The organism is Marinovum sp. PR37, from assembly GCF_028807375.1.
GTDB lineage: Bacteria > Pseudomonadota > Alphaproteobacteria > Rhodobacterales > Rhodobacteraceae > Marinovum > Marinovum algicola.
Map to the genome: position 1 here is coordinate 205,936 of NZ_JARAML010000005.1, position 19,612 is coordinate 225,547.

At 66.9% G+C, this 19,612-nt stretch carries 22 protein-coding genes; 10 read left to right on the top strand and 12 right to left on the bottom strand.

Annotation, left to right across the window (positions count from 1 at the left end; all coding sequences use genetic code 11):
• The first annotated feature begins 4 nt into the window (after positions 1–4).
• The 5 genes from PVW49_RS06680 (at position 5) to PVW49_RS06700 (ending at position 3,110) form a co-directional block, all read left to right on the top strand.
• On the top strand, positions 5–586 hold the full coding sequence (locus PVW49_RS06680; RefSeq protein WP_048529882.1) for a Maf family protein: 582 nt from the start codon (positions 5–7) through the stop codon (positions 584–586).
• Positions 583–1,602, top strand: coding sequence for a ribonuclease E/G (locus tag PVW49_RS06685; protein WP_274590169.1), 1,020 nt, complete (start codon positions 583–585; stop codon positions 1,600–1,602). Before PVW49_RS06680 ends, PVW49_RS06685 begins: the two co-directional genes overlap by 4 nt.
• Positions 1,599–1,781, top strand: a complete 183-nt coding sequence (locus PVW49_RS06690; RefSeq protein WP_274590170.1) for a DNA gyrase inhibitor YacG — start codon at positions 1,599–1,601, stop codon at positions 1,779–1,781. Before PVW49_RS06685 ends, PVW49_RS06690 begins: the two co-directional genes overlap by 4 nt.
• 113 nt (positions 1,782–1,894) lie before the next feature.
• On the top strand, positions 1,895–2,215 hold the full coding sequence (locus PVW49_RS06695) for a hypothetical protein (RefSeq protein WP_074834370.1): 321 nt from the start codon (positions 1,895–1,897) through the stop codon (positions 2,213–2,215).
• 109 nt (positions 2,216–2,324) lie between these two features.
• A complete protein-coding gene (locus PVW49_RS06700; RefSeq protein WP_074834372.1) occupies positions 2,325–3,110 on the top strand; it encodes an inositol monophosphatase family protein in 786 nt (261 codons plus the stop codon).
• 6 nt (positions 3,111–3,116) lie between these two features.
• Here PVW49_RS06700 and PVW49_RS06705 read toward each other — a convergent pair whose 3' ends face one another.
• A complete protein-coding gene (locus PVW49_RS06705; protein ID WP_274590171.1) occupies positions 3,117–4,121 on the bottom strand; it encodes a zinc ABC transporter substrate-binding protein in 1,005 nt (334 codons plus the stop codon).
• Positions 4,122–4,205: 84 nt separating this feature from the next.
• On the opposite strand from PVW49_RS06705, the gene PVW49_RS06710 reads away from it, so the two are divergent.
• Genes PVW49_RS06710 through PVW49_RS06720 form a run of 3 tightly spaced genes read left to right on the top strand, consistent with a single transcriptional unit; the run spans position 4,206 to position 6,249 of the window.
• Entirely contained in the window at positions 4,206–4,688 is a 483-nt protein-coding gene (locus tag PVW49_RS06710; protein ID WP_048529893.1) for a transcriptional repressor, read from the top strand.
• Positions 4,685–5,440, top strand: coding sequence for an ATP-binding cassette domain-containing protein (locus PVW49_RS06715; RefSeq protein WP_048529895.1), 756 nt, complete (start codon positions 4,685–4,687; stop codon positions 5,438–5,440). The genes PVW49_RS06710 and PVW49_RS06715 overlap by 4 nt, the downstream gene beginning before the upstream one ends.
• A complete protein-coding gene (locus PVW49_RS06720; protein WP_274565657.1) occupies positions 5,437–6,249 on the top strand; it encodes a metal ABC transporter permease in 813 nt (270 codons plus the stop codon). The genes PVW49_RS06715 and PVW49_RS06720 overlap by 4 nt, the downstream gene beginning before the upstream one ends.
• Here PVW49_RS06720 and PVW49_RS06725 read toward each other — a convergent pair.
• The gene (locus tag PVW49_RS06725) at positions 6,246–7,166 is read right to left on the bottom strand and encodes a phytanoyl-CoA dioxygenase family protein (protein ID WP_274590172.1); all 921 of its coding nucleotides are present in this window, start codon (positions 7,164–7,166) and stop codon (positions 6,246–6,248) included. The two genes, PVW49_RS06720 and PVW49_RS06725, sit on opposite strands and share 4 nt — an antisense overlap.
• 387 nt (positions 7,167–7,553) lie before the next feature.
• Here PVW49_RS06725 and groES point away from each other — a divergent pair, with 387 nt between their 5' ends.
• Together groES and groL are read left to right on the top strand one after the other, a co-directional pair.
• Positions 7,554–7,841 (top strand): co-chaperone GroES, encoded by a 288-nt coding sequence (gene groES / locus PVW49_RS06730; protein WP_048529901.1) that lies wholly within the window; start codon positions 7,554–7,556, stop codon positions 7,839–7,841.
• Between the two features lie 60 nt (positions 7,842–7,901).
• Entirely contained in the window at positions 7,902–9,554 is a 1,653-nt protein-coding gene (groL, locus tag PVW49_RS06735; protein ID WP_048529903.1) for a chaperonin GroEL, read from the top strand.
• A 68-nt stretch (positions 9,555–9,622) separates the two neighbouring features.
• Here groL and PVW49_RS06740 read toward each other — a convergent pair whose 3' ends face one another.
• From PVW49_RS06740 to PVW49_RS06785, 10 genes are all read right to left on the bottom strand, one after another.
• Positions 9,623–10,696 carry a DUF1513 domain-containing protein gene (locus PVW49_RS06740; RefSeq protein ID WP_274590173.1) on the bottom strand — a complete coding sequence of 358 codons (1,074 nt, stop codon included), beginning with the start codon at positions 10,694–10,696 and terminating at the stop codon, positions 9,623–9,625.
• Positions 10,696–11,679: an imelysin family protein gene (locus PVW49_RS06745; RefSeq protein ID WP_274590174.1), complete on the bottom strand. Its 984-nt coding sequence runs from the start codon at positions 11,677–11,679 to the stop codon at positions 10,696–10,698. Before PVW49_RS06745 ends, PVW49_RS06740 begins: the two co-directional genes overlap by 1 nt.
• A complete protein-coding gene (locus tag PVW49_RS06750) occupies positions 11,679–13,223 on the bottom strand; it encodes a di-heme oxidoreductase family protein (protein WP_274590175.1) in 1,545 nt (514 codons plus the stop codon). Before PVW49_RS06750 ends, PVW49_RS06745 begins: the two co-directional genes overlap by 1 nt.
• A gap of 52 nt (positions 13,224–13,275) precedes the next feature.
• The gene (gene bfr / locus PVW49_RS06755) at positions 13,276–13,761 is read right to left on the bottom strand and encodes a bacterioferritin (RefSeq protein ID WP_274590176.1); all 486 of its coding nucleotides are present in this window, start codon (positions 13,759–13,761) and stop codon (positions 13,276–13,278) included.
• On the bottom strand, positions 13,748–14,002 hold the full coding sequence (locus PVW49_RS06760; protein WP_074834382.1) for a (2Fe-2S)-binding protein: 255 nt from the start codon (positions 14,000–14,002) through the stop codon (positions 13,748–13,750). The genes bfr and PVW49_RS06760 overlap by 14 nt, the downstream gene beginning before the upstream one ends.
• Positions 14,003–14,060: 58 nt before the next feature.
• Positions 14,061–15,323 carry an imelysin family protein gene (locus PVW49_RS06765; RefSeq protein WP_274590177.1) on the bottom strand — a complete coding sequence of 421 codons (1,263 nt, stop codon included), beginning with the start codon at positions 15,321–15,323 and terminating at the stop codon, positions 14,061–14,063.
• A gap of 219 nt (positions 15,324–15,542) precedes the next feature.
• The gene (locus PVW49_RS06770; protein WP_048529918.1) at positions 15,543–15,980 is read right to left on the bottom strand and encodes a DUF1178 family protein; all 438 of its coding nucleotides are present in this window, start codon (positions 15,978–15,980) and stop codon (positions 15,543–15,545) included.
• 77 nt (positions 15,981–16,057) lie between these two features.
• Positions 16,058–16,534, bottom strand: a complete 477-nt coding sequence (locus PVW49_RS06775) for an NUDIX hydrolase (protein ID WP_274590178.1) — start codon at positions 16,532–16,534, stop codon at positions 16,058–16,060.
• 106 nt (positions 16,535–16,640) lie between these two features.
• The gene (locus tag PVW49_RS06780; RefSeq protein ID WP_274590179.1) at positions 16,641–17,903 is read right to left on the bottom strand and encodes a 3-deoxy-D-manno-octulosonic acid transferase; all 1,263 of its coding nucleotides are present in this window, start codon (positions 17,901–17,903) and stop codon (positions 16,641–16,643) included.
• Between the two features lie 6 nt (positions 17,904–17,909).
• Positions 17,910–19,541 carry an AMP-binding protein gene (locus PVW49_RS06785; RefSeq protein ID WP_274590180.1) on the bottom strand — a complete coding sequence of 544 codons (1,632 nt, stop codon included), beginning with the start codon at positions 19,539–19,541 and terminating at the stop codon, positions 17,910–17,912.
• Between the last annotated feature and the right edge of the window lie 71 nt (positions 19,542–19,612).

Here is a 19,612-nt window from a genome sequence, read left to right on the forward strand (position 1 = left end):
TCCCGTGAGGTTCATCCTGGGATCGGGGAGCCCCAGACGGCGCGAGCTGCTGGGGCTTTTGGGCGTCGTGCCGGACGAGATCCGGGCGCCGGAGATCGACGAGACGCCCCTGAAAGGCGAGCTGCCCCGGGCCTATTGCGCCCGTATCGCGCGGCAGAAGGCCGAGGCGCTGGCGGTGGCCGGGGGCGAGGTGCTGCTCTGTGCCGATACCACGGTGGCGCTGGGCCGGCGCATTCTCGGCAAGCCGGCCGATATCGGCGAGGCCGCGGAATTCCTGACCAAGCTTGGCGGGCGGCGCCACCAGGTGATCACCGCCGTGGCGGTGAAGACCGCCGAAGGTCTCTGGGAGCGCGAGGTTGTCAGCGCGGTCAAGATGAAACGGCTGAGCGATTTGGAGCTGAACGCCTATCTTCAGTCCGGCGACTGGCGCGGCAAGGCCGGCGGCTATGGCATTCAGGGCATGGCCGGCGCCTTTATCCCGTGGATCCAGGGGTCTTACCCGGCGATCATGGGGCTGCCGCTGGCCGAGACCGCAGGAATTTTGCAAGCGGCGGGCTATCCGCTTTATCGGGAGTGTGCCGCATGAAGGGCCGCCAGATCGTTCTCGACCATTACGCCGGCCGCGAGGCGGCGGCGCTGCTGGTCGATGGCCGGCTCGAAGACCTGCTTATCGACGGCGAGGGCGTGCGTGTGGGCGCGATCTATCGCGCCCGGGCCGACCGGCCGATGAAGGGTCAGGGGGGAATGTTCCTTTCGACGCCCGACGGGCCGGTCTTTCTGCGCCAGGTCAAGGGGCTGAAACCCGGCGAACCGCTGCTGGTGCAGGTCACCGGCAGCGCCGAGCCGGGCAAGGCGGTGCCGGTGACGCAGAAGCTTTTGTTCAAGAGCCGCCATGCCATCGTCACGCCCGGCGCGCCGGGGTTGAACATCTCGCGGCAGATCCGCGACGAGGCGCTGCGCGACGCGCTGCTCGAGATCGCGCATGAGGCGATGCCGGAGCGTGACATGGGGCTGATCCTGCGGTCGTCCTGCGCCGAGGCGGATGCCGAGGAGATCGCCGAGGACATCCTCGCCATGCTGACGCTGGCGCGGCAGGTTCTGGCGGATGCGACGGGCGCGCCGGAAAAGCTGACCGAAGGCGACGGGCCGCATGTGCTGGCCTGGCGCGACTGGGTCGAGCCGGCGCAGGTCGAGACCGCCGAGGGCAGCTTCGAGGCCCTGGGCGTGCTGGACCTGATCGAAGGCCTGCACAGCCCGATGGTGCCGCTCAAGGGCGCCGGTCACATGTATATCGAGCCGACCCGCGCGCTGGTGGCGGTGGATGTGAACACCGGTGGCGATACGTCGCCCGCGGCCGGGCTCAAGGCCAATATGGCGGCGCTGCGCGATCTGCCGCGGCAGTTGCGTCTGCGGGGCCTGGGCGGGCAGGTCGTTGTCGATCTGGCGCCGATGGCCAAGAAGGACCGGCGCCCGGTCGAGACCGAGCTGCGCCGCGCGCTCAAGGCCGATGCGGTCGAGACCACGATGGTGGGCTGGACCAACCTCGGCCATTACGAGCTGCACCGCGCACGGGTGCGCATGCCCTTGCTGGAGGCGTCATGAGCTGTCCGATCTGCGCCAAGCCGTCCGATCCGAAATACCGGCCGTTCTGCTCGAAGCGCTGCGCCGATCTCGACTTGGCGAAATGGCTGAGTGGCGGCTATGCCGTGCCGCTCGAGGAGGAAGACGAGTTCAGCGACTCGCAAGATCCGGTCGACACCCCCCAGCGCCGGACCCATTGAGAGAAACCTGACATTTATCAGGCGGTTGCACAGGCTTTCGTTGACTCGCCGCGGGAAGGGGGTAGCCTTGGGACAATTCTCTTGCGCGATTGCATCCTGACACGGGGGATTCCATGACTTTGACGAAAGCGACATTGATTGCCGGTTTGCTGGCGCTCGGGCCCGCGCCGGCGCTGGCCTGGAATGACATCTACACCGGTGACGGCACCACCAGGGCGGGCAAGACCCTGGTCTATCCCTATCCGGGCGTGGCCAATTTCTGCCCGGCCGGGCTTCAGCCGGTGCTGGCCAATGGCGAGATCTGCTGTGGCACGCCCAATACCACCGCACGTTTCCACAATGCGCCGGGCGGGCGCAAGCATCTGGCCAAGCGCCGGGCCCATGCCCCCAGGGCCTATGCGCCCGAAGGCTACAAGGGTGTGATCTACAAGTAATCCCGCTGCGCAATCGGCCGATCCGGCCTTGGCAAGCCCGGCCGGGCCGCGTATACGCGCGGCCTGATGCTTTTCGCCCGGGCCAGGGCGACCCCCGAAGGAGCCGGATATGCAGGGCAGCGCCAATCTCAACATCATGATGAAAACCGCGCGCAAGGCGGGGCGGTCTCTGGTCAAGGATTTCCGCGAGGTCGAGAACCTGCAAAGCTCGTCCAAGGCGGCGGGCGACTTCGTGACCCGCGCCGATATCGCCGCTGAAAAGATCATCCGCGACGAGCTGATGGAGGCGCGTCCGACCTATGGCTTCCTCGGCGAAGAGGGCGGCGAGACGGCAGGGCAGGACCCGACCCGTCGCTGGATCGTCGATCCGCTCGACGGCACCTCGAACTTCATGCACGGCCTGCCGCATTGGGCGGTGTCGATCGCACTCGAGCACAAGGGCCAGATTGTCTCGGCGGTGGTCTACGATCCGGCCAAGGACGAGATGTTCTTTGCCGAGAAGGGCGGCGGCGCCTGGATGAACGACACCCGCGTGCGGGTCTCTGACCGGCGGGGCATGACCGAAGCGCTGTTTGCCACCGGCGTGCCCTTTGGCACCCGCCGCGGCTTGCCCGAAACGCTCAAGGATCTGGGCCGGCTGATGCCGGTCTGCGCCGGTGTGCGCCGCTGGGGCGCCGCGGCGCTTGACCTGGCCTATGTCGCCGCCGGCCGTTTCGACGGCTATTGGGAGCGTGAAGTGCAGGTCTGGGATGTGGCCGGCGGGCTGTTGATTGCCCGCGAGGCCGGGGCGCTGGTCGAAGCGATCACCCCGGACGAAGACCCGCTCGAAGACCGCACGGTGGTCTGTGCCAACGAGCGGCTCTTCAACCAGTTTGCCAAGGTGATCCGCGGCTGATGTGCCTCAGCCTTTGAGGCAGCCCGCCATGTCTTCCGCCATCGTGGTGATCAGCGCCGGATAGAAGCCGGCGCCGGTCTCGATCCCGCTGCCCAGCGGGTCGAGCGTGGCAATGCGGGCCGTGGTGCCTTCGGCCAGGGTCTCGATCAGCCCGCGATCGAACTGTGGTTCGGCGAAGAGGCAGGCAATGCCTTCCTTGGCGACGCGGTCCTGCAATGCGCGCACCCGCGCCGGTCCGGGCGCCGAGGCGTCGCCCAGCGAGACCGAGCCGGCCGCATGAATGTCGAAGCGTGTTTCGAAATAGTGATAGGCGTCGTGGAAGACGAGGAACGGCGTGTCGCGATGCGGCGCCAAGAGCGCCTCTGCGGCCTCGGTGGCGGCGGCGATTTCCTCGACCGCGGCGGCGGCATTCGCCTGGTAGGTGGCGGCATTGTCGGGATCGGCGGCTGCGAGCGCTTCGGCAATCAGCAAGCTCCAGGCCTGGGCGTTCTCGGGATCGAGCCAGCTGTGCGGGTCGGTGTCGCCGTGATCATGGTCGTCGTGATCGTCATGATCGTCGTGCCCGTGTTCCTCATGTTCCGCGTGACCTTCCTCGTCGTGGGCCTCATGCGCATCCTTGTCGTGTTCGTCGTCGTCATGCGCGGGATGGCCGTTTTCATGTTCGTCGTCAAAGCTGGCGCGCCAGTCCAGAATCTCGGTTTCGGGCCGGGTGTTGAGGTTGATCACCGCGCCCAGCGAGAGGCTGTCGAGCGTCCGGTCGAGCCAGGGAGCGAGCGCCGGGCCCATCCAGACCACCAGGTCGGCGTTCTGCAAGGCGCGGGCCTGCGACGGGCGCAGCGCGAAATCATGCGGCGTGGCGCCGGCCGGCACGATCAGCTCGGGCGTGCCGACGCCCTGCATCACCCGGGACACGAGGCCGTGCACCGGCGCGATATCGGTCGCGACCTGCGGCACATCGGCCAGGGCGGTGGATGCGGCGAGGAAAAAGGAGAGCGAAAGCAGTTTCTGCATGGGAGTATGTTACCTTATAACGTTTCCCGCTTGATACAGAGCATGTTATTACGTATCAAGTCGAAACACGCAGAAAGGCAAAATATGGACCCGGTGGGCTTTCACCAGCACGATCACGAGACTTGCAAGACCGGTGGCGTTGCCGCCGCCGACGCCTATTGCGTCGCCAGGGGGCTGCAATTCACTCCGGTGCGGCGCCGCACGCTCGAGGTGCTGCTCTCGGAGCATCGTGCAATGGGGGCCTATGACCTGCTCGAGGTGCTGGGCGCCGAAGGGTTCGGTTCGCAGCCGCCGGTGGTGTACCGGGCGTTGGATTTCCTGGTGAAGAACGGCTTTGCCCACAAGATCGAGCGGCTCAATGCCTTTGTCGGCTGCGTCCACCCCGGCGCCGATCATACGCCGGCCTTCCTGATCTGTCGCGCCTGCGACACCGTGGCCGAGACCCGCGCCCGCCCCGCCATGACGCTTTTGCGCGATCTGGCCGACGAGGCGGGCTTTGCCGTCGAACGCGCGGTGATCGAAGCCGAGGGCCTGTGTCCCAACTGCCGGGAGGCGGCACCGGAATGAGCCTGATGTCGATGCAGGGCGTGAGCATCCGTCATGGCAGCTTTCCCGCCCTGAGCAATGTGGATTTTGCCATCGAACAGGGCGAAATCGTCACCGTCGTCGGCCCCAACGGCTCGGGCAAATCGACGCTCTTGCGGGCGTTGATCGGCGCGGTGAAACCCTATGAGGGGCGGATCACCCGGCAAGACGCCATGCGAATCGGCTATGTGCCGCAAAAGCTGCACATCGATCCGACCCTGCCGATGCAGGTGGCGCGCTTTCTCGCGCTGCCCGGCCGGGTCTCTTCTGAGGCCCGCGCCACGGCGCTGCACCGGGCCGGTGCGGCCGATCTCGGCGCGCGGCCGATGGCCGGGCTCTCCGGGGGACAGCTGCAACGGGTGCTGCTGGCCCGGGCGATCCTGCACGAGCCGCAGCTGCTGCTGCTCGACGAGCCGACCCAGGGCCTGGATCAGCCCGGTGCGGCTGCTTTCTATCGCCGGATCGAGGACCTGCGCGCCGAGATCGGCTGTGCGGTGCTGATGGTGAGCCACGATCTGCACGTGGTGATGAGCGCCTCTGACCGGGTGATCTGCCTCAATGGCCATGTCTGCTGTGAGGGCCACCCCGAGAGCGTCGCCTCGGCCCCGGCCTATCGCGCGCTCTTCGGCTCCGGCACCGGCGGGGCACTGGCCCTTTATCGCCACGAACACGACCACGAGCATGACGCCGGCTGCGACCACGACCATGCCCATAATCCCGAGGCAGCCGAATGACCCTGCTTGATGATTTCATTGTCCGCGCGGTGCTGGCGGGCCTTGGTGTGGCCCTGGCGGCGGCGCCGCTGGGCTGTTTCGTGGTCTGGCGGCGGATGGCCTATTTCGGCGATGCCACGGCGCATGCCTCGATCCTCGGGGTGGCGCTGGCGCTGGCGTTTTCGGTCTCGCCCTTTCTGGGTGCGCTGATCGTGGCGCTGGCGATGGCGACCACGGTTTCGGTGCTGTCGGGGCGCGGCTTTGCCATCGACACCATGTTGGGGGTGCTGGCGCATTCCTCGCTCGCCTTCGGCCTGGTGGCGGTCTCGATGCTCGACGGCGTGCGGATCGACCTGATGTCGTATCTGTTCGGCGATATCCTCGCGGTGGGCCGCGCCGATCTTCTGGTGATCTGGGGCGGTGCGGCGGCGGTGATCGGGCTGATGCTCTGGCGCTGGCAGGCGCTGCTGACCGCGACGCTCAGCGACGAACTGGCCTGGGCGGCCGGCATCGATCCCCGGCGCGAGCAGATAGTACTGACCCTGGCGCTGGCGTTGGTGGTCGCGGTGGCGATCAAGGTGGTGGGCGTGTTGCTGATCGCCGCCATGCTGATCATCCCTGCGGCGGCGGCGCGGCCCCTGTCCTCGACGCCGGAGACCATGGCCGCCATTGCCGCGATGGTGGGCGGCGGCGCGGTGCTGGGCGGGGTGCAGCTGGCACTTGTGCTCGATTCGCCGACCGGCCCGACCATCGTCTGCGCCGCCGCGCTGCTCTTTGCCGCCAGCGTCACCGTCTCGCTGCTGCGGGGCCGGGCGGCTGATCCGCGCTAGCCTGCCTCGCGCAGATCGGCGGGGACCGGGTAATCGGGGTGTTCGACCGGCTGATGGCAGTAATGCGCCGGCAACGGCGACTCGTGCAGCGCGGCGATGGCCGCCACCTCGGCCGCGACCGGGCCGGCCTCGGGCAGTGCGGCGCGCCACTCTGCCGGCCAGTCCAGAGGATCGGCCCGCGCCGCCACCAGCGCCATCCAGCGGCGCCGCAGCTCGGCCCAGTCCTGCGATTTCAAGTCGTCGGCGACAATCGCTGTCGAGGGCCGTATCTCGATATAGATCGTGCGGCGCACGCCGGGGCGGCGCTTGGGCAGCGAGGAATGCAGCACCATCATGTCCTGCACCAGGATGTCGCCGGCCTTCGTCGGCACATCGACCGAGCCGGGGATGTCCCATCCGTGTTCGCCGGAGAGGGCGCAGATATCGACCTTGTCACCCTGGGTTCCGGGCACATAGCGCAGGCAGCCATCGTCGATCGGGGCGTCGTCGAGGTAGACGCCGATGTTGAGGTAGGGCCAGCGCCGCGAATGCTGGGCGCCCTGATGCCAGATCACATAGCCGTTCGGATGCTGGCGCTTGTACAGCAGGTCCATCTCCATCGGCACCGCGGTCTCGCCGCAGAGCTCGCGGGCGATGGCCATCATCGCCGGGGTGGCCAGCAGGTCCAGCACCGCCTCCGGGCTCCATTCCAGCAGCTTGTCGATCCGTTCCAGCACCGGCCCGGTCGCGGTGTCGAAGACCGCCGCCTTGCCGGTCTGGCGGGCCTCGGCATGTTCCTCGAGCGCGCGGGCCTCGAGCCGGTCGGCCATGTCGCGCAGCCGGGCCAGAAGTTCCGGTGGCACGGCGCCGGGAAAGGCGACATAACCCGGGCCGTCCAATTCCGCCTTCTGCTGGGGTGAGATCATAAAGTTTGCCATGCCGCGGATCCCCTGATGAAAATTCGAGAGTGGCGACTGCGTCCGGCTGCGTCAACCCGTGCGCGCGATACGGCTAATCCGTTGGGCTTGCTGGCAATCCCGCCAGCCATTATGGCGGCGTGGACACATCGGCGCCGCGGCACGGGGCCCATCCGCCTTTCGCGCCATCAAGGTTGCATCCGGCCGTTCCGGGCCCCAGATGGAAAGCGTGTCGCACAGGCCGGCGCCGCCCGGCTTTCCCGGCGCATTTTTTTCCCGCTCCACTTGTTGACAGAGCTTCGTGAACTGCCTAGCTATGCGCCGTTAGCACTCAAACAGGGTGAGTGCTAACGCCTCTCCGAGGGGAGGCGAGACTGGAACAGAACTTTGAGCCAAGGAGCTGCAAAGATGGCATTTACACCGCTGCATGACCGCGTGCTGGTGCGTCGCACTGAGAGCGAAGAGAAAACCAAAGGCGGGCTGATCATTCCTGACAGCGCTAAGGAAAAGCCGCAGGAAGGTGAAATTGTGGCCGTGGGCGCAGGCGCGCGCGACGACGACGGCGACCGGATCGCCCTGGACGTCAAGGCCGGCGACAAGATCCTGTTCGGCAAATGGTCGGGCACCGAGATCACGCTGGACGGCGAAGAGCTGCTGATCATGAAGGAAAGCGACATCATGGGCGTCATCGCCTGAGTGTCGCCGGGTGGTGCGCCACCTGAATCCCAACGAAATTCAAGTCAAGGAGAGACATAAATGTCTGCCAAGGACGTCAAATTCGATACCGATGCCCGCAACAAGATGCTCAAAGGCGTCAACATCCTCGCCGATGCGGTGAAGGTGACCCTCGGCCCCAAAGGCCGCAACGTCGTGCTCGACAAATCCTTCGGCGCGCCGCGCATCACCAAGGACGGTGTGTCGGTTGCCAAGGAAATCGAACTGGAAGACAAGTTCGAGAACATGGGCGCGCAGATGGTGAAGGAAGTCGCTTCCCGCACCAACGACGAAGCCGGTGACGGCACCACCACCGCGACCGTTCTGGCTCAGGCCATCGTGCGCGAAGGCATGAAGTCGGTCGCAGCCGGCATGAACCCGATGGACCTCAAGCGCGGCATCGACCTGGCGACCGCGAAAGTCGTCGAGGCGATCAAGGCGGCCGCACGTGACGTGTCGGACAGCCACGAAGTCGCGCAGGTTGGCACCATCTCCGCCAACGGCGAGAAGGAAATCGGCCAGCAGATCGCTGACGCGATGCAGAAAGTCGGCAACGAAGGCGTGATCACCGTCGAAGAGAACAAAGGCCTCGAGACCGAGACCGATGTCGTCGAAGGCATGCAGTTCGACCGCGGCTACCTGTCGCCCTATTTCGTCACCAACTCGGACAAGATGATTGCCGAGCTGGAAGACTGCATGGTGCTGCTGCACGAGAAGAAACTGTCGTCGCTCCAGCCGATGGTTCCGCTGCTCGAGCAGGTGATTCAGTCGCAGAAACCGCTGCTGATCATTGCCGAAGACGTCGAAGGCGAAGCGCTGGCGACCCTGGTGGTCAACAAGCTGCGCGGCGGCCTGAAAATCGCGGCCGTCAAGGCACCGGGCTTCGGCGATCGCCGCAAGGCCATGCTCCAGGACATCGCGATCCTGACCGGCGGCCAGGTGATCTCGGAAGACCTCGGCATGAAGCTCGAGTCGGTCACCATGGACATGCTCGGCACCGCCAAGAAAATCTCGATCACCAAGGACGAGACCACTATCGTCGACGGTGCTGGCGAGAAAGCGGAAATCGAAGCGCGCGTCGCCCAGATCCGCAACCAGATCGAAGAGACCACCTCGGACTACGACCGTGAGAAGCTGCAAGAGCGCGTTGCCAAACTGGCAGGCGGTGTTGCCGTGATCCGCGTCGGCGGCATGACCGAAGTCGAAGTGAAAGAGCGCAAGGACCGTGTCGACGACGCTCTGAACGCGACCCGCGCAGCCGTGCAGGAAGGCATCGTCGTCGGCGGCGGTGTGGCCCTGGTGCAAGGCGCGAAGACCCTCGAAGGTCTGACCGGCGAGAACAACGACCAGAACGTCGGTATCTCGATCGTCCGCAAGGCGCTGGAAGCGCCGCTGCGTCAGATCGCAGAGAACGCCGGTGTTGACGGTTCGGTCGTGGCCGGCAAGGTCCGCGAAAGCGATGACGTCAAGTTCGGCTTCAACGCCCAGACCGAAGAATATGGCGACATGTTCTCCTACGGCGTGATCGACCCGGCGAAAGTGGTGCGCACCGCACTGCAAGACGCAGCCTCGATCGCCGGCCTGCTGATCACCACCGAAGCGATGGTGGCCGACAAGCCCGAGAAGCCGGGTGCCGGCGGCGGCGCAGGCATGCCCGACATGGGCGGCATGGGCGGCATGGGCGGCATGATGTAAGTCACGCCATCCTGTCGGATGATTTGGGGGTCGCCTTCGGGCGGCCCCCTTTTCGTATCAGGGGTGTGTCAGCCGATCCGCACCAGATGATTGTCCCAGGCGCGGTCGGCCCGGGTCAGCGGCGAGAGCCGCGCCGCGTCGCCCTGCAAGACGCCACCCAGCCCGTCGGTGGCCAGAAAGCCCCGCGCGCCGGCGGCCAATCCGCAGATGTCGGCCCGGTGGTGAACGGCAAGGAATTGGCCCTGTGTGTCAAAGACATGCAGTCGGCCGCCGCGCGGCGAGGTTATGCCCACCTGCGCGCCCTCGGCGGAAAAGGCGATGCTGCCGGCATAACCCTGCATTGCCATCTGCTCGGCCAGGCCGGCCTCTGCCAGCACCGGCGCCGCGCCGCGGCGGTGCAGCCCCAAGAGCGGCACGCCATCCTCGGGCGCGCCCTGCCACTGCATGGCAAAGGCGACCTGCCCGTCGGGGGCCACCGCCAGATGGCGGATCGAATTGCGCCAAAGCTCGGGTGGCAACTCGACCTGCTCCAGCATCTCGCCCCGGGTCGAAAGGTAACTGAGGTTTGGCCGCATGGTGGCGAGGTTGAGCTTGTCGCGGCCCTGGTCGGGGTGGGTGCGGATGCCGCCATTGGCGATCGCCAGCACATCGCCGGGCAGGGCCTTGATCTCATGCGGGCCGATCCCGCCGGAGCGATATTCGCCGATCCGCGCATAGCCATCGGCACGCGACCAGAGGCCGATCATGCCGGCGCCGGTCTCGATCTCGTTTTCGCTGGTGGCCAGGATGTCGCCTCCGGCCAGAAAGGCGCCATGGCCGTAGAAATGCCGGCCCTCGGGCGCGTCGAGCCGCCGGATCTCGCGCCCAACAAGGCAGTCGATCACCAGCGCAAAGCGGCCGGGCCGGCGGGCAAAGGCAACCGCTTCCGGTGCAGAAGGGTGGGCGGCGGCGGCATGGCCGCGATCGGGCAGGGGGATGCGAAAGATGTCCTGCCCCTCGGCGCCCAGCCCAAAGAGCGCGTGGCCGCCCGAGGGCGCGCGCGCGGCGGCGAGATAGGCGGGGTCTCCGGCGTCGGCCCAGCTCAGCCGCGGCGTACCGGTGGCGGCAACCAGCCCGGCGAGGAAGGCCCGGCGCGAGGGCATCAATCGCCGTCCGTCGCGTTGAAGCCGACGCTGACGCCAAGCGCGGTGCCGATTTCCCGCGCCGCGGCCGCACGGGTCTCCTCGATGCGGTTCTTCAGCACCTCGACGCGCAGCCGCCCCGACGGATCGGCGACCCCGGCCAGCAGCGGATCGTCGAGCGCCCGCGCGGTTTGCAGCGCCGTGGCAAAGGCGGCCTCGGTCTCGGGGACCGGCTGGTCGGCGAGCGCAAGCGCCAGACCGCGGAGTGCCTCGAGCGACAGGATGACATTGCGCAACGGCCGTCCCGAGCGGCGCGCCTCTGCCACCTGCGGCCTGGGGGCGTCAAAGCGGCCCATGGGGCGGCCAAGCCGCTGGTCAGCGGTAAACTCGAGACCGGTGACCAGTGCCGTATACAGGGCCTGCGAGGCCTCGCGCGCGGTCAGAAAGCGGCTGTTGCCTTCGGCGCCGGCATTCAGCAGCTGATCCGCGAAATCCGTCCGCCAGCCGGTCTCGATCTCCTGCGCCAGCCGCGACAGATCGCCGGCGATGGCCTGCGCCAAGCGGCAGGTGTACTCCCCGTTGCCGTCGTTGTCTGGTTCGTAGAGCAGCCGCTCCAGCGCAAACAGCCCGCGCCCGGCGATCGAGACTTCGGCAAAGCGCTCGGGCCGGTCGACGGCGGCATCCTCTTCGGCCCGCAGCCGCTGCACCGTGCGGCCCACCAGCCCGCGGCTGTCCGGCCAGAAGGCGATGGTCAGCGCGCGGCCGTCCTCTTCCAGCGGGCCGAGGCCGAGATGCGACAGGCCCATCCAGGCATCAAAGGTCGCCTGATAGGCCGGGCGCAGGGTGTCGGCCCGGCAGTCTTGCGCGGCGGCGGCGTCAAGCGCCTGCGCCGCCTGGGCAAAGCCTGCGACACGGGGCAGGGCGTGATCCTGCACCACCTCGCGGGTGCCGGCTGTGGCGGGCAGGGTGAGCAGGCAAAGGGCAGCGGTCAGAAGGTGGCGCATCAGAGGCTCTCCAGATAGCGGATCAGGGCGTCACGGTCGGCTTTCGGCATCGTCGCCACGGCATCGCGGGCGGCCTGGGCCTCGCCGCCGTGCCAGAGCACGGCTTCCAGCAGCGACCGCGCGCGGCCATCGTGCAGGAACTGGCTGTGGCCATTGACCTGCTCGGTCAGGCCGATGCCCCAGAGCGGCGCGGTCCGCCATTCCCGCCCCGTGGCACGGCCTTCGGGGCGGTTGTCGGCCAACCCCTCGCCCATGTCGTGCAGCAGGAGGTCGGTCATCGGCCAGATTAGCTGAAAGCTCTGCTCGGGCTGGCCCTGAAGCCGGTGAGTGACAAATTTCGGTGTGTGGCAGGCGGCGCAGCCGCTGTCGTGAAACATCCGCTTGCCGCGCAGCACCTGGCTGTCATCGACATCGCGGCGCGCCGGCACGGCGAGGTTGCGGCTGTAGAAGGTCACGAGGTCGAGGCCGGCGGCGTCGATCTCGAATTCGCGCGCGTCGCCGTCGCCATGCGGAGCCCGCTGGCAGGCCGGCTGGCCGGCGGCGCAATCGCCCCAGGGGGCGGGAAACAGCGGCGAGGAGATCCCGATGTCGCCGGCAAAGGCGCTGGCCGATTGCTCGCGCACCGTCGGCGCCCCGGCCTTCCAGCCGAAACGGCCCAGCATCGGCCGATCATGTTCAAACGACCAGACGATCTGGGCCCGGCCGGAAATGCCGTCGCCATCGGCGTCTTCGGGGTCTTCCAGCGCCAGAATGTCTGCGGCGGGGATCGCTTCGAGCAGGCCCAGCCCGATCATCGGCGGCGCGACACGGGGGCTCAGCATGGCGCCCTCGGCCAGCGGGCCATATCCCAGATCCTCGGCGCTGTAGCTGGGCTGACGCAGCCAGGCGGTTTCGCCATCGGAGAGCGCGACCTCGATCTCGTCGTACCGCAGGCCAAGCCGGTATTCGGCCCGGTGCCCGGCAACGGCGAAGTCCTGCAATTGCTCGCCATAGGTCGGATCGGGCCGGGTGCGCGGCGCCGCGTCGCCCAGCGACAGCAGGAAGGCCTCGATCCGACTGATCTCCGTCTCTGGCGCCGCCGGCACCGAGATCCGCAGAAACATCGAGATCGCGTCATCCTCGGGCCCGTCCGGCGGATGGCCGCGCCCGTCCTTGAGATGGCACCGCTGGCAGGAGCGGGCGTTGAACACCGGGCCAAGCCCGTCCGAGGCCAGGGTAGAGGCGGGCGAGGAGACCCAGAGCTTCTTGAACAGCCCGTTGCCGACCTTGAAATCCAGCTCGCGCTCGAAGGCGATATTGCCCGAGGGCTGCGAAAAGGCATCGGGCGTGGTGCGGGCGCGCACCGTGGCGGCGCCAGCCGGGTTGGTCTCGAAGGCTTCCGGCTGCGTGAAATCCCCGGGCGGCGCGGTAACACCGGCGATGCGCGCGCGCTCGGCCTCGGTGCGGGGCAGGACGCTGAGATGCGGCTCGGCCAGCTCGGGGGTGGCGGCAAAGCTCGCCAGTCCGGCGCCGGTCAGGGCCAGTGTCAGTAGGGGAAATCGCATGTGAAGGGCCTTGGCCAAAGGCGCGCCCCGTCAGGCGGGACGCGCGACGGAATTACTCGGCCTCGTCGGTCGCCTTGGCCTGAAGCTGGCCATAGACCGCATCGCCCAATTCGGCCTGCAACGACAGCTGGGTCTCGAGAAAGTCGATATGGCCTTCCTCATCGGCAATCAGCTCTTCGAACAGATTCTTGGAGACGAAGTCGCCGACCTGATCGCAATGGTTGCGGGCCTCGATGTAAAGCGTGCGCGCCTCGTGTTCGGCGGCGAGATCGGCCTCCAGACATTCCTTGACGGTCTCGCCGATACGCAGCGGGTCGAGCTTTTGCAGGTTGGGGTGGCCTTCGAGAAAGATGATCCGCTCGATCAGCTTGTCGGCGTGGTTCATCTCTTCGATGCTTTCCTCGCGCGATTTCGAGGCGATCCGGCCGTATCCCCAATCTTCCTGAAGCCGGTAATGCAGCCAATATTGGCTGACCGCCGTCAGCTCCGAGCGCAGGGCTGCGTTCAGGTATTCGATGACTTTCTTATCGCCCTTCATTGACGGGTCTCCTTGTCTTGCGGTCCCGCAGGTTTTGCAGGTTGGCTGGAACTTCGTAACTCTCGGTGGTTGCCATGGTATCCAGAAACAGCGGCAGACATCCACCGCAGTCCGCGCGTTTGCCCAGGGCGCGATAGATCTTGCCCGGGGTGATGATCGTGTCGGGGTCGGCGGCGCGCATCCAGTCCATCGCGGCGCGGATCTCGGTGTCGCGGATGTTCATGCACTGGCAGACGATCATGGCTGCGGTCCTTTGCTCGGGCAGGCGGGCGGCCGTCCGGTCGGGCCGCCCTGAGGGGTTAGTGGAAAACGGCGTCGGGATCGTCGAGGCTGTCGGAGCCTTCGAAGGCGATCTGATCGACACCAAGCACGCTGACCGCGCGTTCGATGCTGCGGGTCTGATCGACCAGCGCTTCGACCGCGCCCATGATCAGCGCCTCGCCTTCGGCATTGCCGCGCGCCAGCATCATGTCATAGCTGAAGCCCGCCTCGGCGGCGGATTTGATCTGGCCCAGCTCGACCATGGTGGCGTTCAGCCTGGCGCGCAGCGCTTCGTCGACGCCGGCATCGGCCGCCGCCACCAGATCAGAGAGCGCCGGGCCGGAGACCCGCGACCCATCGATTCGCAGATATTCGCCCAGATAGACATTCCGCACGCCCAGACCGTCATAGTAATGGCTGTTGTGGGTGTTGTCGGAGAAACAGTCGTGCTCTTCCTCGGGGTCGTTCAGCATGACGCCGAGCTTCATCCGCTCGCCCGCCTGTTCGCCATAGGATAGCGAGCCCATGCCGGTGAGAATCGCGTTGATGCCGGCATCCTCATCCTCGAGCACCGCGGCGCGGGCGTCGCCGCCTTCGGCCCATTGACCGGCCATCCAGTCCAGGTCCGAGACCAGCAGATCGGTGGCGGCCTTGAGGTACTGGCCGCGGCGGTCGCAATTGCCGCCCGAGCAGGCCGCGTCGGTGGCGTAATCGGTCCAGGGGCGGTTGCCGGCGCCATAGTCGGTGCCGTTGAGATCCTGCCCCCAGAGCAGGAATTCGATGGCGTGATAGCCGGTGGCGACATTGGCCTCGACCGCGCCCGCCTCGTGCAACTGGCCTTGCAACAGGGCGGGGGTGATCTCGGTGGCATCGACCTCTTGGCCGCCGAGGGTGAAGACCGGATTGGCCACCACGTTCAGCGCCGCAAGCTGGTTTTCGTCGGTCGCGCCGCCATAGGAGGCATCGACATAATCGATCAGGCCCTCGTCCAGCGGCCAGGCGTTCACCCTGCCTTCCCAATCATCGACGATGGCATTGCCGAAGCGGAAGACCTCGGTCTGCTGATAGGGCACCCGCGCCTCGAGCCAGGCCGCCCTGGCCGCCTGCAAGGCCTCGGCCGAAGGCGCGCCGAGCAAGGTTTCGACCGCCGCCTGCAAGCCGCGCGCCTTGATCAGGCTGTCCTCGTAACCCGCCTGGGCGATGTCGGCATAGGTGTCGAGAACCTCGGCCTTGCTCTGGGCAAGAGCAGGCGTGGCGACACAGGCCGCAAGGGCGAGGGCGGTGGTGGAGCGGAGGCGCATGGAAAGTCCTTTCAACTAAGCAACAAGACCCGGCGATGCGAAGCAGGATCGCCCGACGAATGGGTTTTGCGTATTGCTGACTTATTTTGTCGGATTAGTCAATGGGGCCAAAACCCGATTGTTCCACTGCGATCTGGACAGCGGAAATCACCCCGGTCAAAGCCGGCGCGGCGCGGATTTTGCGATCTGGTGGGGGCGGGCGCAGGCCGCGCCCGGGGGTCAGTTTGTCTTGCGACCGACCTTGAATGGCAGGGGGGCGATCGGCACGCCGTCCTCGACCAGTTTGCGGGCCTCCTCGGGCCGGGCCTCACCGCGGATCGCGCGGCTCGGGGCATCGCCGAGATGAATGGCGCGGGCCTCTCGGGCAAAGTCGCGGCCGACATCCTCCGAGGTTTTCTCGATATGCGCTTTCAGCTCAGCCAGCGCCTTCTCGGCGGGCGAGGCCGGGGTCGAGAGCGGCTTGGCCGGCGCCTGCGGTTTCGGCTTGGCGGTGCCATGCGACACGCGCGGCGCCATCAGGTCGCGGTCGACCTTGCTGGTGCCGCAGACGGCGCAGGCCACCATGCCCGCAGCCTGAAGCTTGTCGAAGGCGGCGGCGGATTGGAACCAGCTTTCGAACCTGTGGTCTTCGCTGCATTTCAGCGCGTAGTGAATCATCGTCCTGACCGATCCTTGATTGACAAAGACATAGCCATTTGTGGGGCAAGTTCAACTCGCTGCGCGGTCACACCGGATCACGAGCGCAGCTTGCGGGGATCGAAATACAGCAGAATCTGGCGCAGCTCCGGCTCGCTGACCAGTTCGGCGGCGCGGGCCGGGCGCATCCACTTCATCCGCCGCTGGCCGGCCTCTGGAAAGGCCTCGGCCAACCGCTTGACGCGAATCGGATAGACCATCGCGACACAGGGCAGGTCACCGGTGCGGGCATTGATCTTCATGTAGGAAAAGACCCCGATGCATTGGCCGTGCGGCCGGCCGATCACGCCGGCTTCTTCCCAGGCCTCGATCGCCGCGCCCTGAGCCGGGGTGACGCCATGGCTGGGCCAGCCCTTGGGAATGATCCAGCGCTTGCGCCCGCGCGAGGTGATCAGCAGCACCTGGGCCTTGTCGTTGACGACGCGATAACACAGCGCGGCGAATTGCGCGCGCATCTCGCCCTTTTGCCGGGCGCGAATGGCCAGCGGCAATTGCGTCTTGTCATGAAACGACATCACCGGCCCTCCTTGCCCTAGAACAAAGGTAGAAGAATTCCCCCACATTGCCACCCGGGAAATCGCGGCGGGACGGCAAAACCGCCCGACTGCCGCGCGGCGGCGCTCAACCCGGCAGCGCCGCGAGAATCCGGGTCACGACCTCGGCCAGATCGGCCGGCTGATCGAGTTGTTCATGTGCCTTGCGGCGCATCGCGTCGCGGCGGTCGGCATGGCGCACCTGGATCAGTGCGCGCGCTAATTCTTCGGCGGTGCTCACTTGGATAGCGGCGCCGGCGACATCGAGCATACGGTAGATGCGGGTAAAGTTGCTGGTATCGGGCCCATGCAGCAGGGTGCTGTCGAACACCGCCGGTTCAAACGGCGTGTGCCCCCCTTTCTCGACCAGCGAGCCACCGATGAAGGTGGTGCCGGCGAGCTGATACCATAGCGGCATTTCGCCAATCGTGTCAGCGATATAGACTGCATCGTCGCGGGGCGCATCGCCCCGCGAGCGCAGGGCCGCCGGCAGATCGGCGGCGCGCACCATGGCGGCGATCTCGGCGCCGCGCCGGGGGTGGCGGGGGGCGATGATCAGCCGGGCCTCGGGGCGCTGCGTCAGCAGGGCGGCATGGGCCGCGATGACGATCTCGTCCTCGCCCTCGTGGGTCGAGGCGGCCAGCCAGGTCGCGTCACGGTCAAAGGCGCGGCGCAGATCGGGATCGAGTGTCAGCCCGGCCGGTGGCACGTAAAACGCCTTGAGGTCGAGCACGGCGGTCATCTGCCCCGGTGTCAGCCCCAGTTCGGCCAAGCGGCGGCGCGACCCCTCGTCCTGCGGAGACACGAAGGTGAGCCGCGCCAGCATGTGCCGCGCCAGCGGCCCGAGCCTGCGCCAGGTCTGCGCGGTGCGCATGGACAGCCGCGCGCCGATGGCGATGACCGGCAGGCCACGGCGCGCCACGGCAGCAATCCGGTTGGGCCAGAACTCGGCTTCGAGCAGCAGGTGGCCGACGACGCCGTAGCGCCGGCAGAGCAGCACGGCCGCCCAGCGGGTGTCAAAGGGCGCCAGCCGCGCGCTCAGCCCCGGCAGACCCCAGCCCAGCGCCAGATCCCGGCCGGTGAGCGAATTGCAGGTGATCAGGAATTTCAGCTCGGGCCGCGCCGCGTGTAGCGCCAGCAGCGCCGGGCGGGCCGAAGTCAGCTCTCCGTTCGAGGCGGCATGCAGCCAGAGATGCGGACCGCTGCCCCGGCCCGGCGCCAGTCCCGTGCGCTGGCCCCAGTCGGCCAGCCGCTCGCGCCGCGCGATCACACGCGTCAGGAGCGACAGCGCCACGATGGGCCACGCCAGGCAGACGACGAGACGATAAAGCGGCATGGCCGGGAAAGTCATGAAGGATCAAATGTCCTTGGCAATGGTGCGCAGTTCGAATTTCTGAATCTTGCCGGTCGAGGTTTTCGGCAGCTCACGGAATACGACCTTTTTCGGCGTCTTGAAACCCGCAAGTCGGGCACGGGCAAAGGCGATGAGCTCGGCCTCGGTTGCGGCATGCCCGGCCTTCAGCTCGACAAAGGCGCAAGGCACCTCGCCCCATCGCTCGTCCGGCTTGGCCACCACTGCGGCCAGCGATACCGCCTCATGCGCCATCAGCGTGCCTTCGATCTCGACCGAGGAGATGTTCTCGCCGCCGCTGATAATGATGTCCTTGGCGCGGTCGGCGATCTGGACGTAGCTGTCGGGATGCTGGACCGCGATGTCGCCGGAGTGAAAATAGCCGTGCTTGAAGGCCTCGGCGGTGGCCTGCGGGTTCTTGTAATAGCCTTTCATCACCGCATTGCCGCGAAACATGATTTCGCCCTGCTGCGCGCCATCCATCGGCACCTGGTCCATGGTCTCCGGCGCCATCACCGTGATGTCGTCCATCATCGGCATCGCGACGCCCTGCCGCGCCTTGACGGCCGCGCGGTTCTCGGGGTCGAGCGCCGCCCAATTCTCGTCGCGCCAAGTGCATTCGGTGGCGGGGCCATAGGTCTCGGTCAAGCCATAGACCTGGGTAATGTTGAAGCCCATCGGCTCGATCTTGGCGAGGGTCGCCGGGGCCGGGGGCGCGCCGGCGGTAAAGACCTCGACGGTCTGGTCGAAGGCGCGGCGATCTGCGTCCGGCGCATTGACCAGCATGTTGAGCACGATGGGCGCGCCGCCGAAATGAGTCACGCCCTCGTCGGCGATGGCGTCAAAGATCGCCTTCGCGGTGATGTCGCGGCAGCAGACCAGCGTGCCGCCCAGAAGCGGCATCATCCAGGTGTGGCACCAGCCGTTGCAGTGAAACAGCGGCACGATAGTCAAGTAGCGCGGATAAAGCACCATGCGCCAGGAGATCGGCTGCGCCATGGCGCTGAGATAGGCGCCGCGATGGTGTGTCACCACGCCCTTGGGCCGACCGGTGGTGCCGGAGGTATAGCTGAGCGCGATGCTCTCCCATTCATCGTCGGGCATCACCCAGTCGAACGCCGGATCGCCCGTGGCAATGAAATCCTCGTAGAGCTGATGCGCGCCGCTGGCGCGCACCCCGGCCTGCGGATCGGGCACTTCGATGATGCGTGGGGCGGGGCCCGTCATCAGCGCCAGTGCTTCGTGCAGCACCGGCAGCGCCTGGCTATCGACCAGCACCAGCCGTGCCTCGCCGTGATCGAGGATATAGGCGATTGTTCCGGCCTCCAGCCGGGTGTTGATGGTATTGAGCACCGCACCGCAGGCCGGCACGCCGAAATGCGCCTCGGCCTGGGCCGGGATATTGGGCAGCACGGTCGCCACCACGTCGCCGGGCGCGATACCGGCCTGCGCCAGCGCAGAGGCAAGGCGGCTGCACCGGGCATGGTATTCGGCATAACTCTTGCGATGCGTTCCATAGGCCACGGCCAGCCGCTCGGGAAAGATTCTCCGCGCCCGCAACAGCATCGAAAGCGGCGTCAGGGGCACGTAATTCGCGGGGTTTCTGTCCAACCCGGTCTCATCCGCCAGCCAACCCATCGCATCCTCCCTTTTTAAGCCGGATCATTGAGCTACTCCCCATCTTTTGGACAGGATCTGGCGTAAACTAA